This window comes from Actinoplanes philippinensis, from assembly GCF_900113015.1.
In the GTDB taxonomy this organism is placed as follows: Bacteria; Actinomycetota; Actinomycetes; order Mycobacteriales; family Micromonosporaceae; genus Actinoplanes; species Actinoplanes philippinensis.
Map to the genome: position 1 here is coordinate 134,645 of NZ_FONV01000004.1, position 13,917 is coordinate 148,561.

13 protein-coding genes and 1 pseudogene are annotated in these 13,917 nt (G+C 74.9%); 5 read left to right on the forward strand and 9 right to left on the reverse strand.

The window, feature by feature from the left end; genetic code table 11:
• Positions 1-44: 44 nt before the first annotated feature.
• A pseudogene (locus BM290_RS51045) lies at positions 45-539 on the reverse strand (serine/threonine-protein kinase); the annotation flags it as partial.
• Positions 540-548: 9 nt separating this feature from the next.
• Entirely contained in the window at positions 549-2,150 is a 1,602-nt protein-coding gene (locus BM290_RS10900; protein WP_093612752.1) for a serine hydrolase, read from the reverse strand.
• Positions 2,151-2,436: 286 nt separating this feature from the next.
• Here BM290_RS10900 and BM290_RS10905 point away from each other — a divergent pair, with 286 nt between their 5' ends.
• Together BM290_RS10905 and BM290_RS10910 are read left to right on the forward strand one after the other, a co-directional pair.
• Entirely contained in the window at positions 2,437-4,758 is a 2,322-nt protein-coding gene (locus tag BM290_RS10905) for a heavy metal translocating P-type ATPase (RefSeq protein ID WP_203779319.1), read from the forward strand.
• A gap of 2 nt (positions 4,759-4,760) precedes the next feature.
• On the forward strand, positions 4,761-5,564 hold the full coding sequence (locus BM290_RS10910; protein WP_093612754.1) for a universal stress protein: 804 nt from the start codon (positions 4,761-4,763) through the stop codon (positions 5,562-5,564).
• 135 nt (positions 5,565-5,699) lie between these two features.
• On the opposite strand, the gene BM290_RS10915 is transcribed toward BM290_RS10910, so the two are convergent.
• The 3 genes from BM290_RS10915 to BM290_RS10925 form a co-directional block, all read right to left on the reverse strand.
• Positions 5,700-6,323 carry a DJ-1/PfpI family protein gene (locus BM290_RS10915; RefSeq protein WP_093612756.1) on the reverse strand — a complete coding sequence of 208 codons (624 nt, stop codon included), beginning with the start codon at positions 6,321-6,323 and terminating at the stop codon, positions 5,700-5,702.
• An 11-nt stretch (positions 6,324-6,334) separates the two neighbouring features.
• Positions 6,335-7,294 carry a GlxA family transcriptional regulator gene (locus BM290_RS10920; RefSeq protein WP_093613644.1) on the reverse strand — a complete coding sequence of 320 codons (960 nt, stop codon included), beginning with the start codon at positions 7,292-7,294 and terminating at the stop codon, positions 6,335-6,337.
• A 252-nt stretch (positions 7,295-7,546) separates the two neighbouring features.
• On the reverse strand, positions 7,547-7,951 hold the full coding sequence (locus BM290_RS10925; protein ID WP_239143513.1) for a MarR family winged helix-turn-helix transcriptional regulator: 405 nt from the start codon (positions 7,949-7,951) through the stop codon (positions 7,547-7,549).
• Positions 7,952-8,005: 54 nt separating this feature from the next.
• Between BM290_RS10925 and BM290_RS10930 the strand changes: the two genes are divergently transcribed.
• From BM290_RS10930 to BM290_RS10940, 3 genes are all read left to right on the forward strand, one after another.
• Positions 8,006-8,593: a TIGR03086 family metal-binding protein gene (locus BM290_RS10930; protein ID WP_093612760.1), complete on the forward strand. Its 588-nt coding sequence runs from the start codon at positions 8,006-8,008 to the stop codon at positions 8,591-8,593.
• 219 nt (positions 8,594-8,812) lie between these two features.
• Positions 8,813-9,130, forward strand: coding sequence for a TraR/DksA family transcriptional regulator (locus BM290_RS10935; RefSeq protein WP_239143512.1), 318 nt, complete (start codon positions 8,813-8,815; stop codon positions 9,128-9,130).
• Positions 9,131-9,135: 5 nt separating this feature from the next.
• Entirely contained in the window at positions 9,136-9,828 is a 693-nt protein-coding gene (locus tag BM290_RS10940; protein WP_093612762.1) for a rod shape-determining protein, read from the forward strand.
• On the opposite strand, the gene BM290_RS10945 is transcribed toward BM290_RS10940, so the two are convergent.
• From BM290_RS10945 to BM290_RS10960, 4 genes are all read right to left on the reverse strand, one after another.
• Positions 9,794-10,780: an NAD(P)/FAD-dependent oxidoreductase gene (locus BM290_RS10945; protein ID WP_143133698.1), complete on the reverse strand. Its 987-nt coding sequence runs from the start codon at positions 10,778-10,780 to the stop codon at positions 9,794-9,796. The two genes, BM290_RS10940 and BM290_RS10945, sit on opposite strands and share 35 nt — an antisense overlap.
• 133 nt (positions 10,781-10,913) lie before the next feature.
• A complete protein-coding gene (locus BM290_RS10950) occupies positions 10,914-12,065 on the reverse strand; it encodes a Clp protease N-terminal domain-containing protein (RefSeq protein ID WP_143133699.1) in 1,152 nt (383 codons plus the stop codon).
• A 61-nt stretch (positions 12,066-12,126) separates the two neighbouring features.
• Positions 12,127-12,693: a class I SAM-dependent methyltransferase gene (locus BM290_RS10955; protein WP_177319657.1), complete on the reverse strand. Its 567-nt coding sequence runs from the start codon at positions 12,691-12,693 to the stop codon at positions 12,127-12,129.
• A 1-nt stretch (position 12,694) separates the two neighbouring features.
• Complete coding sequence (locus tag BM290_RS10960; protein ID WP_093613648.1) at positions 12,695-13,807, reverse strand: glycosyltransferase family 39 protein; 1,113 nt, start codon at positions 13,805-13,807, stop codon at positions 12,695-12,697.
• Positions 13,808-13,917: the final 110 nt, after the last annotated feature.

Sequence of the window (13,917 nt, forward strand, 5' to 3'; positions counted from 1 at the left end):
CACCGATCCGAGGACCACGCCGGTGCCGGTGAGCCGGCCGCCGTCTCCGACCGGGCCACCCCGAAGTCGACGAGGACCACCTCGCCGCCCGGCCGCAGCAGCAGATTGTTCGGTTTGACGTCGCGGTGCACGATCCCTGCGGTGTGCGCGGCCTGCAGGGCGCCGGCGACCTGGGCGACGATCGTCATGGTGTCGGCCGTGGACAGCCGCCCGGCCTCCTCGATCCGCGCCGACAGCGAGGTGCCGTCGATGAACTCCATGACCAGGTAGTCGAACCGGTGCGGACCGACCTCCGCGTTCTCGCCGTAGTCGTGGATCGGCGCGATGCCCGGGTGCCGCAGCGCGGCCATCATCCGGGCCTCGGCACGGAACCGGGCGACGAACTGCCGGTCCGCCATCAACGTCGGCAGCAGCACCTTGACGGCGATCTCACGGTGCAGCAGCAGGTCGTCGGCCCGCCACACCTCGCCCATCCCCCCGGCTGCGACCGGACGGGTGAGCCGGTAACGGCCGTGCAGAACGACTCCCGCGGAGAGCATCGGGTCATGCTAATCCGCTCGATCCACCGGCCCGGTCCAGCGGTAACGCGTCTGCGAGGGCTCCGCGCCCGCCGTGAACGCGAACGCCTTCTCCGGCCGGACCCGGTAGAGCCGCACCTTTCCGGTACGGATGGCGTCGCCCAGGTGGCGCCAGTCGCCGTCGTCGCGGGTCAGGTGCCAGCCGTAGGCCTGCTCGAACGCGGTGGCCGCGGCGTCCCTCGTGGACCGGTCGGTGATCAGCCGCGCGACGCCCTCGACGACATGATCGGTACCGGTCAGCGTCCCGGTTCCGGCGGACAGCACACAGCGCGGTTCGGCGCTCAGGTTACCGGCCTTCTGCTCGCCGTCGCCGGTGGTGAACCACATCGCGTCGTACGCCCAGACCGCCAGCACCGGTGTCACGTGCGGCCGGCCGTCCGGTCGTACCGTGCACAGCTGGAACTTCTGGATCCGCTGCAGCGCACCGGCCGTCGCCTCCCACGGTGTCGCGGTGGCGCCCGGCGCGGAGAACGCGCCGAGGCTGGTCCGCGGGGTGGCGAGGTGGTCGGCGAGGAGCGCGGTGAGCGACGAGGCGGTGTGGAAGCCCGCGGTCAGCCGGGTCTTCGTCAGCGCGAACGCGACGCCATGCGCCGGATCCGCGTAGGCGTAGCCGCCCCCGCCGCCCGGCCATCCGAACGCGACCGAGCCCTCCCCCGCCGGCGCGCCGATGCGTCCCGCCGGGAAGCCGAGCGTCATCCGCGCCGGAGTGCCGAGAACCTGATCGATTCCGTCGTACGCGACCGCCGACATCCCGGCCAGCGCGGCCGGGTCCACGAGCTCGCCCCGCAGCAGGGCGTCGAACATGGCGGCGAGCCCGTGGGCGGTGACGGCGCCGACCGACGGGATGTCCGCGCCCAGGATCTCCGCGGTGTTGCCGAATCCGGCGTCCGGCCGCGACTCCCACGGCGCGAGAACCGTCCCCGCGCCGGCGTCCGGCGGCGGTTTCTCGCCGGTCAGCCGGGCCGGCTCGGGCAGCGACTCCGGCGCGACACCGAAGTGGAGCTGATCGTCGATGCCGAGCGGCGTGGTGATCCACTCCCGGAGCAGCTCGCGTAACGGCCGCCCGGTCGCCCGCCGGGCCAGCTCGCCGACCAGATAGCCGAACGTGTACGAGTGATAGCCCATGGCCGTGCCCGGCGCCCAGAGCGGCTCGGCGGCGGCCAGCGCGTCACAGACCGCCGTCCAGTCGGGCAGCTCCCGCGGCGTGATCCCGGCCGGCATGGCCGGCAGCCCCACGGTGTGGGTCAGGACGTGCCGCAGCGTCGCCGCGCCCTTGCCGTTGGCGGCGAACTCGGGCCAGACCTCCCGGACCGGAGTGTCGTAGCCGAGATGCCCCCGCGCGACGAGCAGATGCGCCAGCGTGGCCGTGACGTTCTTGGCGATCGAGAAACCGAAGACGGGGGTACGCGAGGAGAGCGGCCGTCCGGTGCCGGGGTCGGCGGTGCCCGCGACCGCGTCGACGATCAGCGTGCCGCCCTGGTAGACGGCCACCTGCAGCCCGGCCTCAGCACCGGAGCCGACCAGCTGGCCGAGCCGGCGCTGGACACGTTCCTGCAGCTCGGAAGTCACCATCCTCCCGCCTTACCCGCCCCGCCCGGTGATCATCCGCCCGGCCGATCCGAGGTGAGGCACGCCGACGGCGGGCGCGGGCCGGGAAACGGCGCCGGATCGGACGACCGGTGAAGGGGCGTGGCCCCGGCGGGCCGGACCGGGAATCGGCGCCGGACCGGACGGCTGGCGGAGGGGGGTGACCCCGGCGGGCCGGGACGGGGGAAACGGCGCCGGGGGGTCCTTTGGCCCTGCCGGAACGGGCTGATTTGTCCCACGGTGGAGGCGGGCCGAGTTCGGGGAGGGTGGCATGCGGCGGGAGCAGGGCCTGTTCGCGGGCACTGCGGTGCTGACGGTGGCCGGCATGGTGGCGATCTGGGTCCGGGGGCCCGCGGGATCCGCCGGGACGGCGGCGGACCGGCTCGGGGGTGTGGAGATCGCCGGGGGCGCCGCGCAGTGGCTCTGGATCGCGGCGGCGCTTCTCGGGCTCGGCTGGTCGACCGTGACACTGGGCGCCGCGGTCCGGCGGCGGGAGCCGAGTGTCGACGTCATCGCGTGGCTGGCTCTGGTCGGGGCGCTGTGGGTCGGGGAGCCGTTCGCCGGGGCGGTCATCGCGGTGATGCTCGCCGGTGGGGCGCTGCTGGAGGGGCGGGCGCAGGCGCGGGCGCGCCGCGAGCTGGGCCTGCTGGCCGAGCGGATGCCCCGGATCGCGCGCCGGGACTCGGCTGCCGGGCCGGTGGTGGTCGCCGTCGAGGAGGTGGCCGTCGGGGATCGGCTGGTCGTGGGGGCCGGGGAGGTCGTGCCGGTGGACGGGCGGCTGTCCGGGCCGGCGGTGCTGGACGAGTCGGCGCTGACCGGCGAGCCGATGCCGGTCGAGCGGCGGGCCGGCGAGGAGGTGCGCAGCGGTGTCGTCAACGCCGGGGCGGCGATGCGGCTGACGGCGATCGCCACGGCGCGGGATTCGACGTACGCCGGGGTGGTTCGCCTGGTGGAGCAGGCCCGGGCGGGGAGCGCCTCGTTCGTACGGATGGCTGATCGCTGGGCTGTTGCCTTCGTGCCGTTGACGCTGCTGCTGGCGGGTGCGGCGTGGGCGGTGAGCGGGGATCCGGTGCGGGCGGTGGCGGTGCTGGTGGTGGCCACGCCGTGCCCGCTGCTGCTGGCCGCGCCGATCGCGATCATGTCGGGGATCTCGCGGGCCGCCCGGTCCGGGGTCGTGGTGAAGGGCGGCGGCGCGCTGGAACGGCTCGCGGCGGGACAGGTGCTGCTGATCGACAAGACCGGGACGCTGACCGAGGGGCGGCCGCGGCTCGTCGACGTGGTGGTCGCTCCGGGTGGGGCGCTGGCCGCCGACGAGGTGCTGCGGCTGGCGGCGAGTGTGGAGCAGAGTTCGGCGCACGTGCTGGCCGGGGCGATCGTCAGCGCCGCCCACGGCCGGGGGCTGCGTCCGGGCGCGGCGGATGAGGTGCGGGAGCGGCACGGGTACGGCATCGAGGGCCTGGTCGGCGGCCGGCGGGTGCGGCTGGGCCGGACGGCGGCGCCCACGGACGACGAACTGCTGACGGTGGCGGTGACGGTCGACGGGGCGCCCGCGGGCGTGCTGCGCCTGGAGGATCCGCTGCGGCCGCAGGGGCCGCGGATGATCCGGGCACTGCGGCGCGCCGGGATCCGGCGGGTGGTGCTGGTGACCGGTGACCAGGGTGACGGCGCGGCGGCGGTCGGCCGGATCGTGGGCGCCGACGAGGTCTTCGCCGGCTGCGACCCGGCCGGGAAGCTGGCGCTGGTCCGGGCCGAACAGCACCGGCCCCGAGACCAGCGGCCGGGGCAGCAGCAGCCCCCGGGACGCGAGCGGCGGAAACGGACGATCATGGTGGGTGACGGGGTGAACGACGCTCCCGCCCTGGCCGCCGCCGATGTCGGGGTGGCGCTCGCGGCCCGGGGGATGACCGCGTCGGCGCAGGCCGCGGACGTGGTGCTCACCGTCGACCGGATCGATGTGCTGGCCGACGCCATTCTCATCGCCCGCCGCTCCCGGGGCGTCGCCGTGGCGGCGGTGGCCACCGGCATGGGCCTGGCCGTGGTGGCGATGCTGGCCGCCGCGGCGGGGTTGCTGCCGCCGGTCGCGGGCGCGCTGGTTCAGGAAGGCATCGACCTCGGCGCGATCGCCATGGCGATGGCCGCGCTGATCCCGGGGCGGGTGCGCACGGTGACGCTGCGGCCGGAGGACGTGGCCACGGCGCGGCGGCTGTTCGACGAGCACCGGGAGATGCGGCCGCTGGTCGAGCGGGTCCGGTCGGTCGCCGACGCGCTGGGCGAGCCGCCGCGCCTGGAGCCGGTACGCCGTCTGGTGACCGATCTGGACCGGCTGCTGGCGCACGAGCGGGCCGAGGAGGCCGAACTGCTGCCGATCATGGCGCGGGCGCTCGGTGGGACGGAGGTGACCAGCGGGCTGAGCCGTACCCATGCCGAGATCGAGTTTCAGGTCGGCCGGCTGAACCGCATCGTGAACGACGGGAAGGCGCCGGACGTCATCGACGTGCGCCGATTGTTGTACGGGCTCTACGCCATCCTGCGACTGCACAATGCGCAGGAGGAGGAGGGCGCGTTCAGTCTGGTTCCGGGAGGGGGATCGTAGCCATGAGCAGGATCGTGGTCGGTTATGACGGGTCGGCGTACGCGCAGGCCGCGCTGCTGTGGGCACGGGACGAGGCGGTTCGTTCCGGCGCGCCGATCGAGGTCCTCCACGCCGACGAGTGGCCGGCGACGGCCCCGCCGATGGTGCCGCTGCCCCTGTTGCGGCCGGACCGGACGGTGGCCGACGTGATCGACGAGACGCTGGAACGGGCGGTCGCGACGGTGTGCAAGACGCATCCGTCGGTCGACGTGACGACCCGGGCGGTCCGCGGGCACGCGGCGGCGGCGCTGATCGACAGGTCCCGGGACGCCCGCATGATCGTGCTCGGCGGGCACGGCCACAGCGTCGTCGCCGGGCTGCTGGGTTCGGTGATCTCGGCGGTCAGCGCGCACGCCCGATGCCCGGTCGTGGTGGTGCGCGGGGTGCCGGTGCCGGGCGCCCCGGTGGTCGCCGGGGTCGACGGGTCGGCGCTGACGATGCCGGTGCTGACGTTCGCCGCCGGTCAGGCCGCCGCCCGGCGGGTGCCGTTGCGGGTGATCCGGGCCGCTGCCGAGCAGGAGACGCCGGGCGCGCCGCTGGCCGTGATCCGCGAACGGTTCCGCGGCCTGACCGTCCAGGCGGAGGAGACCCTGGAGCATCCGGCGGCGGCGCTGGCCCGGGCGAGCGCCGCCGCGCAACTGCTGGTGGTCGGCAGCCGCGGGCACGGGCCGGTCGCGGGGCTGCTGCTCGGCTCGGTCAGTCAGCACGCCCTACGCCACGCGGCGTGCACGGTCGCGGTCGTCCACCGAGACCCGCCGACAATCTGACCGGCCGGGCCACCGAGACCCGCCGACCACCTGACCGGCGCGCGCCACCGGGCGCGACCGGCCCGCCGGCCACAGAAGCCGGCCCTGGGCCACCCCGCACGACCGGCCACGCAGGGCGGAACCCGGCGGGCCCGGTCACTTGATCAGGCTGAGCGCGGCCTCGGCCAGCCCCGCGGGCGCACCCGCCGGGGACCCGCACGCGTACGGCGGCTGCGGGTCGTACTCCATGGCCAGTTGCACCGCCTGCGCGGTCGCCTCCCCCGCGGCCGCGCCGAGCAGGAACAGCGCCATGTCGATCCCGGCGGACACCCCGGCCGCGGTGACGATGTCGCCGTCGTGGACGACCCGTTCGCTGACCGGCACCGCGCCGAACGCGGCCAGCTGGTCGAGCCACCCCCAGTGGGTGGTCGCGGGGCGGCCGGTGAGCAGACCGGCCGCCCCGAGCAGGAACGACCCGCTGCACACCGACGTCATCCACCGCGCGTGCCGGCTCGCCCCGGTGATCCAGTCGAGCAGCGCCCGGTCGCCGAGCGCCTCGGCGGTGCCGGGTCCGCCGGGCACCACCACGACGTCGGGGCGGGGCAGGTCCGCGTACCCGGTGGTGGCCTGCAGGGTGAGATGGCCGGCGTCGTCGGTGACCGGTCCGGGCGCGGCGGCGACGAACGTGACCCGCCAGCCGGGGGCGAAGGCGAAGACGGTGTACGGGCCGACCGCGTCGAGGGCGGTGAAGCGGGGGTAGAGCGGGATCGCGACGTGCATCGGGGCTCCTGTCAGGACATGGTGAACCGGCGCCGGTACTCGCCGGGCGCGACCCGCCACAGGCGGCGGAAGACCCGGAACAGGGTCTCCGGCGCGCCGATGCCGGTCTCCCGGGCGATCCGGTCGAGGGGATGGTCGGTGGTCTCCAGCAGCCGGCGGGCGGCCTCGGCGCGGCTGCGTTCCACGTAACGGCCGGGCGGGGTGCCGACCCGTTCGGTGAAGACCCGGGCGAAGTGCCGTTCGCTGAGGCCGGTCCGCCGGGCCAGCGCCGGCACGCTCAGGTCGGCGCCCGGGTTGCCGTCGATGTAGGCCTGCAGCTCACGCATCGTGCCGTCGGGTGAGGCGGGCGCCGTCATCGCCGCGCTGAACTGGCTCTGCCCGCCCGGCCGGTGCAGGTAGACGACGAGCCCGCGGGCCACGTCGTGGGCCAGCCGGGCGCCGTGGTCGTCGGCGACCAGCGCCAGCGCCAGGTCGATCCCGGCGGTCACCCCGGCCGACGTCCACACGTCACCGTCGCGCTGATGGATCCGGTCGGCGTCGACGGTGACGTCCGGATAGCGGCGAGCGAGCTCGCCGGCGGCGAGCCAGTGGGTGGTGGCCCGGCGTCCGGCGAGAAGTCCGGCCTCGGCGAGGAGCAAGGCCCCATTGCAGACCGATGCGGTACGCCGTGCGAGCCCCGAGATCCTGCGGAGCTGCGCGGCCAGTTCCGGGTCGCCGAGATGGCGCCGGACCGACAGGCCGCCGGAGACGATCAGCGTGTCGATCTCCCCGCCGACGTCCGCCAGGGCCGTCGTGGCCTCGACCCGGATCCCGGTGTTCGCCGCGACCGGCCCGGCCCGCCCGGCCGCCACCTCCACCCGGTACCCGCCGGGCCGGGCCAGCAGGCCGGCCGTGGCGAACACGTCGGCGGGCCCGGCCAGATCGAGCAGCTGGAACCCGTCGAAGACCACGTGCACGATCCGCCGGAGCATGTCCCCCATCGTGGCCGCGCCGGCCGATGGCGGCAACGACACGAACATTGCGGATCCTGCCATCCGGGCCACCGCCCGTTCGACGGCTCGACCGCGAGCGACGGGCGGCCGCCGGACCTGACACGAGTCGAGCCGACGCGATCATCGCCGCCGCGCGAGCCGAGGCCCGGCGCGTCCACCCGGAGCAGCCGCCGGCCGGACCGCCGCGCCGGGATGCCTCTTGCGTGGGGGCGGGGCGCGACGTCCGTACCTCTAGACGAGTTTTTGAAGTGCCGTGAGGAAGGTCTCGCGCTCGGCCGGCGTCAGGCGGTCGAGCAGGGTGTTCTCGGCCTCCTGGATGGCCGTGCGGGTGGCGTCGCGGAGGCGGCGGCCCTCGGCGGTGATGGAGAGCAGGCGGACGCGGCGGTCGGCGGGGTCGGGGCGCCGCTCGATCAGGCCGCGGGCGGTGAGGTCGTCGAGGATCTTGATGATGCGGGTCTTGTCGGCGCCGATCGCCTCGGCGAGGGCGGTCTGGGTGCGCACGGGCTCGTCGTCGAGGCTCAGGAGCACCGCATACGCCCACATGGCGAGGCCGTGCGCCGCGAGGATGGGCGCTTCGAGGGCGAGCAGGGCGCGCCCGAGCGGGCCGATCATCGCCGCCAGGTCGGGCCGGGTCACGCCGCCGAGAATACCCGCTTGCGCATACCGTAAGCACATGCACATGATAGGCGCATGCTTACTGACTTCGCGGAGTTGCTGGAACTCGACCGCCGGGCCGTCGCCCTCAGCGTCGAGCTGATCGCGCCGATCACCCCCGACGACCTGTCCCGGCCCACCCCGTGCGCCGGCTGGGACCTGGCCACCCTGATCGCCCACATGACCGCCCAGCACCGCGGGTTCGCCGCGGCCGCCGACGGGCACGGCGCCGACCCGGAGCCGTGGCAGCCCGTGCCCGCCGCCGACCCGGTCGCCGCCTATCGTTCGGCGGCCGCCGAGGTGCTGGCCGCGTTCCCGGCCGCCGGGAACACCGCGTTCACCATGCCGGAGCTCGGCTCCCGGACGGTTCCGGCGACGATGGCGGTCGGGTTCCACCTGGTCGACTACGTCGTGCACGCCTGGGACGTGGCGACGGCCCGCGGGGTGGCCTTCGACCCGGCGCCGGAGCTGGTCGCGGCCTGCCTGCCGATCGCCCTCGCGGTGCCCGACGACGACCAGCGGCTCGCCCCCGGCGCCCCGTTCGGGCCGGCGGTGCCGGCCGGCGAGGCGGCGACACCGCTGGACCGGCTGCTCACGGCGCTGGGCCGGGACCCGGCCCGGTAACCGTTTGGCAGGCCGCGAAGGGCGGCCTATGGTGTTCGGATGCTTCCGGTGAGGTCGAACGCGCCCGCCGTCACCGCGGTGACGGCGGCTCGTGCTGCCCACCGGCCGGCGGCCGCCCCGGGAGGGCGCGGCCCGCCGGCGGAGACGTTGTCACCAGAAACGACCGCCCAGGGCGAAGCTCATCAGCTTCGGCCTTTTTTGTTGCCCGGAGGAAATCCCGTGAGTATCGACGTCGACAGACGCTTCGCCGTAGTGCACGCTGCATTGACCGACGAGCTGGACCGGCAGACGGCCCGGCTCCGAGAACTCACCGAAATGAGCGCCGACACCGGCGATCCTGGTGAGTCACACAACCAGGAGGCGCTGATCGCCGCGACCCGACGTAGCGTTGAGCAGGTGTCCGGGGCGCTGCGGCGAATCGCCGAGGGCGCCTACGGGCGGTGTGAGGGGTGCGCGGGGGCCATCCCGGCGGAGCGGCTGGAGGTTCTGCCGCACGCGCGGTTCTGTGTTCCGTGCCAGCAGAAGCAGGTTGGGTGACGAAAATGGCGTCCGCGATCGCTGTCGATCTCGGCAGTGACATCGCAGGTGTGTGGACCGATCGGCAGGGTGTGGTCAGTGGCCGGTGCGACAGTGCCGGCCCGCTGATCCGCCGGGGCCGGGTGGTCGACTTCGACGGGTGTGTGGCCATGCTGTCGCAGCTGGTCGGCACGTTCGCGCAGCCGGTGCCGTCCGGTGGCGTGGTGGTGGCGTGCCGGCCGGTCCTGGCGTCCGGTGACGACCAGGAGACCACCCGGCGGGTGCTGAAGGCGGTGTTCGAGCCGTCCCGGCTGCTGCTGATCGACAGTGTGCGGGCGGCCGCGATGGGCGCCGGCGAGACGGCCGACATGCTGCTGGTCGCCGATGTGGGCGCCGAGCTGACCGAGGTCGCCGTCCTGGACTACGGGCGGGTCGTCGAGGCCCGGCGCAGCGACATCGGCACCCGTGACCTGTCCAGCGACGTGCCGGTGGACGTGATCGTCGACCACATCGCGGCCCATGTGGACAGCCTCGACGTCGAGCCGCCGGAGGACGGGCTGCTCCTGGTCGGGGACGGCGCGTTGCATCCGGGGCTGGTCGAGGCGGTCGCCGCGCGGCTGGGCATCCGGGTGCACCGGGCCGCCGATCCGCGGACGGCCGCTCTCAACGGGGCGGGCAAGGCGGCTATGTCATTGCTGCGACATCCGGGCGCCCGGTGAAGACCGGGGCGCCGCGCTGGGCGTGCCGTGCGGTGGCGGTGATGTGCAGCTCACCGGCCCACTCGGGGCCGGCGAACACCCGCCGGTAGTGCGCCGCGCACCCGGTGAGGTGCCGATGGAAGGCGGCCCCGAGCCGCCGGTGGTAGTGGCCGAGCAGCTCCGCGGCGGGCATCCCGTCGCGGAGCTGCCGGAGCACACCGGCGGCGAGGACCGCGGTGCGCAGCGCGGGCCCGGCGCCCGATCCGCTGACCGGGTCGAGACGCAGGACGGCCCCGCCGATGTGGATCCGGCCCTGCTCGGCCCGCTGCCGGGACAGCCACGGCGCGGCGGGGACGACGGTGACCCCCTCCGGCGGGCCGGTCACCCACGCGCCGAGCCCGGCGGCCTCGATCTCCGCGGCGAGGAAACCCTCAGGATCATCCGGGGGTACGGGTGTCACCGCCCGCACCAGCCCGCGCCCGTCCCCGAGCGGCACCGCCCGGACCCAGCCGCGGCCGGTGGTGGCCATCCGGCTGACCCCGGTGCACGCCATCGTCACGTGCCCGGCGACCGCGACCCTGCGCCCGGCCGGCGGGTTGACGGCCGGGCGGGCGGCGGCGCCGATCGTCCAGTCCGCGGCGGGCGCCGTCTCCGCACGTCGCACCCGGTCCGGCAGGCGCCGGGCGAGTCCCTCGGCGAGCCGCGCGCCGTCGACGGCGACCGCCGGGGACGCGACCTCGGCGGGGACGGCGCCGTCGCCCCACCGGACCCAGCGGGCGGTGAGCCGGTGCCCGCCGTCGAGCAGCCGCCGGCCCGGGTCGTCCCACACGTCGGTGAGCAGCCGGATCTCCGCCTCGTTGAGCACCAGGTCCGCCATGGACGGGGCCCCGGCGAGTGTCACCTCGGCGCCGTCCCGGGCCGCCAGCCGGGCGCAGGTCAGGCCGGCCAGCCCGGCCCCGTGGACGACGATCATGAACATGAAGCTACGTTCGGGCACCGGACGCGCCCGTCGATCCGGTCCCGGCGTCACCCCTTCGGGCGAGGCTGCGGCGCGTCCCCTGCTTCCGCTCCGCCGGCCGGCGTCGGCGACCGGGAGGAGACACCGTTCACGCCGTCGATCCCGGCGCTGCGGGAGCCGTTCGCGCAATCCTGGTCCGCCACGCCGCCGGCGGGTGGGTGAGCAGGCCTCGGACGGACGACGGCTGGAACACGTCCACCCACTCCTGGATCCCGCCCGGACCGGTCCGGGCGACGGCGAGCCGGTCGCAGCTGATCTCCTGCCACCAGTGCCCGGCGCTCGTCACCAGCAGGCCGCCCACGACCGCCACGAGGATCGCCCTCACGTCGAAACTGAGCACCGCGGCGGTACCGAGGGCGATCAGGAGGGTGGCCCGCATCCCCCGGATCGGGCCGTCGCGGCGGGCCAGGTGCGCCATCTCGTGCCACAGCACGAACCGCAGCGTGTCCGGGTGCGCCGCGACCGGCGCGGAGAGGATCACCCAGCCGCGGCGCCCCCACCGATAGCAGCGATCGACGGTCACCGACGGGTGCAGCAGGATCGTCAGCTCCCGCAGCTCCAGCCGGTCCAGCAGAGGCCGCAGCTCCCCGGCCCGGAACTGCACGGCGGGCAGGCCCGCGACCTCCCGGCCCAGCCTGCCACGCGCCACCAGCCCCGCGGTCGCCAGCCGGAGCAGGACCGCCGCGGCGGCCACGACGAGGATCAGCTCCGGGCCGGACGTCTTCCAGGCGACGGCAAGGACCACGACATAGAGCACGAGGTACGGCACGAGCCCGACGATCGTGCGGACGACCGCCGGGCCGCGGCCGGGCAGCTCCCGCACGTCCGCGATCACCTCCGCGACGGCGGCCCGCACGTCACCGTCACCGCGTTCCCCGCAGCAGGTGTCGTGCCCGGCGGCCGCCGCCCGCAACGCCTCCGGGTCGACGCCCGCGTCGCGCAGGACGGCGACCGCGGCAGCGTCCACCTCGAGCACGGCGAGCAGCAGCTCGCTCGTGGTCGTCCGGTCCCCCACGGCTGCCCGCGCCCGGTCCACGACGGTCTTCGCGGTCGCGAGGCCGGCCGGCCGGTCCACCGCCCGGAGCCGGGCCGGGTCCAGGTCGAGAGCGTGCCGCGCGCCGCCCTCGGCCTCGGCCAGCCCGATCAGCAGGTGATAGCTGTCGACCGGCTGCTCGCCCAGCCCGTGCGCCGTGCCCGCGGCCAGCACGAGCGCCTGCCGCGCCTGATCGGTCATCTCCATGATCCACACTCCCCCGGCCCGGGATCGTGCCACACCCGCCCCGGCCCCCGGACGGCGACGGTCAGCCGCGCAGGCGGGCGAGGTGGACGACGACGTCGGCGATCAGCTCGACGGTGTCCGGCAGGACCGCTCCGATCCGGCGCAACACCAGCTCACGGGTCGCCGGCGGCAGTTCGAGGTAGGCGGAGACGGTGGACAGGTGCCCGACGAAGGCGGCGGCGCTCATCGTCGGACGGCGCTCGATCACCCGCTGCCGCACGTCGGTGAACAGGTCCGACCGCTGCAGCTCGGTCCCCGGCCACTGCATAGCCGCCTCGGGCGCCGTGCCGTCCGGTGACGGGACGTCGTCGACGGCCAGGAACGGCGCGCGAGCCGCCCGGACCGCCTCCTCCACCGCCGGGTCGGCCAGTCGCAGCGGCCCGCCGAACGACGCGACGACCCCGCCCGGCGCCAGCATCCCGGCCACCCTCGGCCACCGGCCGTCCGGTCGCGTCCAGTGCAGCGCGGCCGCGGCGAAGACCAGGTCGAACCGCTCGGTGACCAGGATGTCCTCGAACGCCGCCCGCACGGTGACGACGTCGCCCGGCACGTGCCGGCGCAGCTCGGCGAGCATCGCCGCGCGAGCCATCTCAGATGGCCTGGCCGGAGATGAACGGGAGCCAGCCCGCATACCACCCGGAGAGCAGCGCGATCACGCCCAGCACGATGCCGAGGTCCCGGTTGGACATCCGGGCCAGCAGGAACGCCGGGACCAGCAGCACCGGGAACGTCGGCAGCAGGTGCCGCCCGGCCATCGACATGTGCGTGTGCGACAGCGTCGCCAGCGCGAGCATCGCCGCGGCGAACACCGTCAGCTGCCACGGCGCGCGCGGCACCAGCAGCACGAACATCACGACGAAGGCGACCAGCATGATCAGCGACAGGACCCGGATCGGCTTGTCGGCGTTGTCGCCGTCGACCCCGATCAGGATGTCGGTCGACATGTTCCAGGTGTTCTCGCCCCAGTCGAAACGGGCGCCGAACGTGTTGTCGTGGATGCTCGTGTACTTCTCGAAACTGCCCAGCCGCGCGGACGCGAACGCGAAGTAGGCCAGCAGCCCGGCCGGGGCCAGCGCGATCGCCGCGAACGGCCGCCAGCCGCCCCGCCGCTGGAGGACCGCGACCAGCGCCGCCAGGGCCACCGTGCCGATCAGGGCGGTCGCGGTCGGCCGGCTCAACCCGCTCAGCCCGGCGAGCAGGCCGGCGATCAGCCAGCGCTCCTTGAGCACCGCGTACAGCGCCCACGCCGCCAGCGCGGTGAACAGCGACTCGGTGAACGCGCCGTTCTGCGTCATCGCCGCGGGCGCCACCGCCCACACGGCGACCAGCATCAGCCCCACCCGGTGGTCGCGGACGTGCCGGCCGATCGCGTAGAGACCCCAGGCGGCCGCGATCGCCGACACGAACGACACGATCAGGCAGGCGGTGGCCGGCTCGATCGAGAGGTACGTGAGAGGGCGCGCCAGGAACGGGTAGAGCGGGAAGAACGCCAGCCGCAGCTCGTAGGGCACCCCGTCCTCGTCGACCGCCCCGATCGGCCCGCCCAGCCCGCTGCCGGCGATCTTCGTGTACCACCGGCCGTCCCAGGAGATCAGCGCGTCCCACATCGAGGTGAAGCCGCGCCACTGGTTGTTGATCGTCCCGTCCGGGAACACCTGCCGGCCCGGGTCGAGCGCGTATGCATGCTTGGCCAGCACATACATCACTTCCAGGCTGATCAGGCGCAACAGCAGGTAGAGGCCGATCGCGGGCGACGCGGCGATCGCCGAGGCCCGCAGCCGCGCGGTCCAGCCGACCGGGCTCTCCTGGTCCG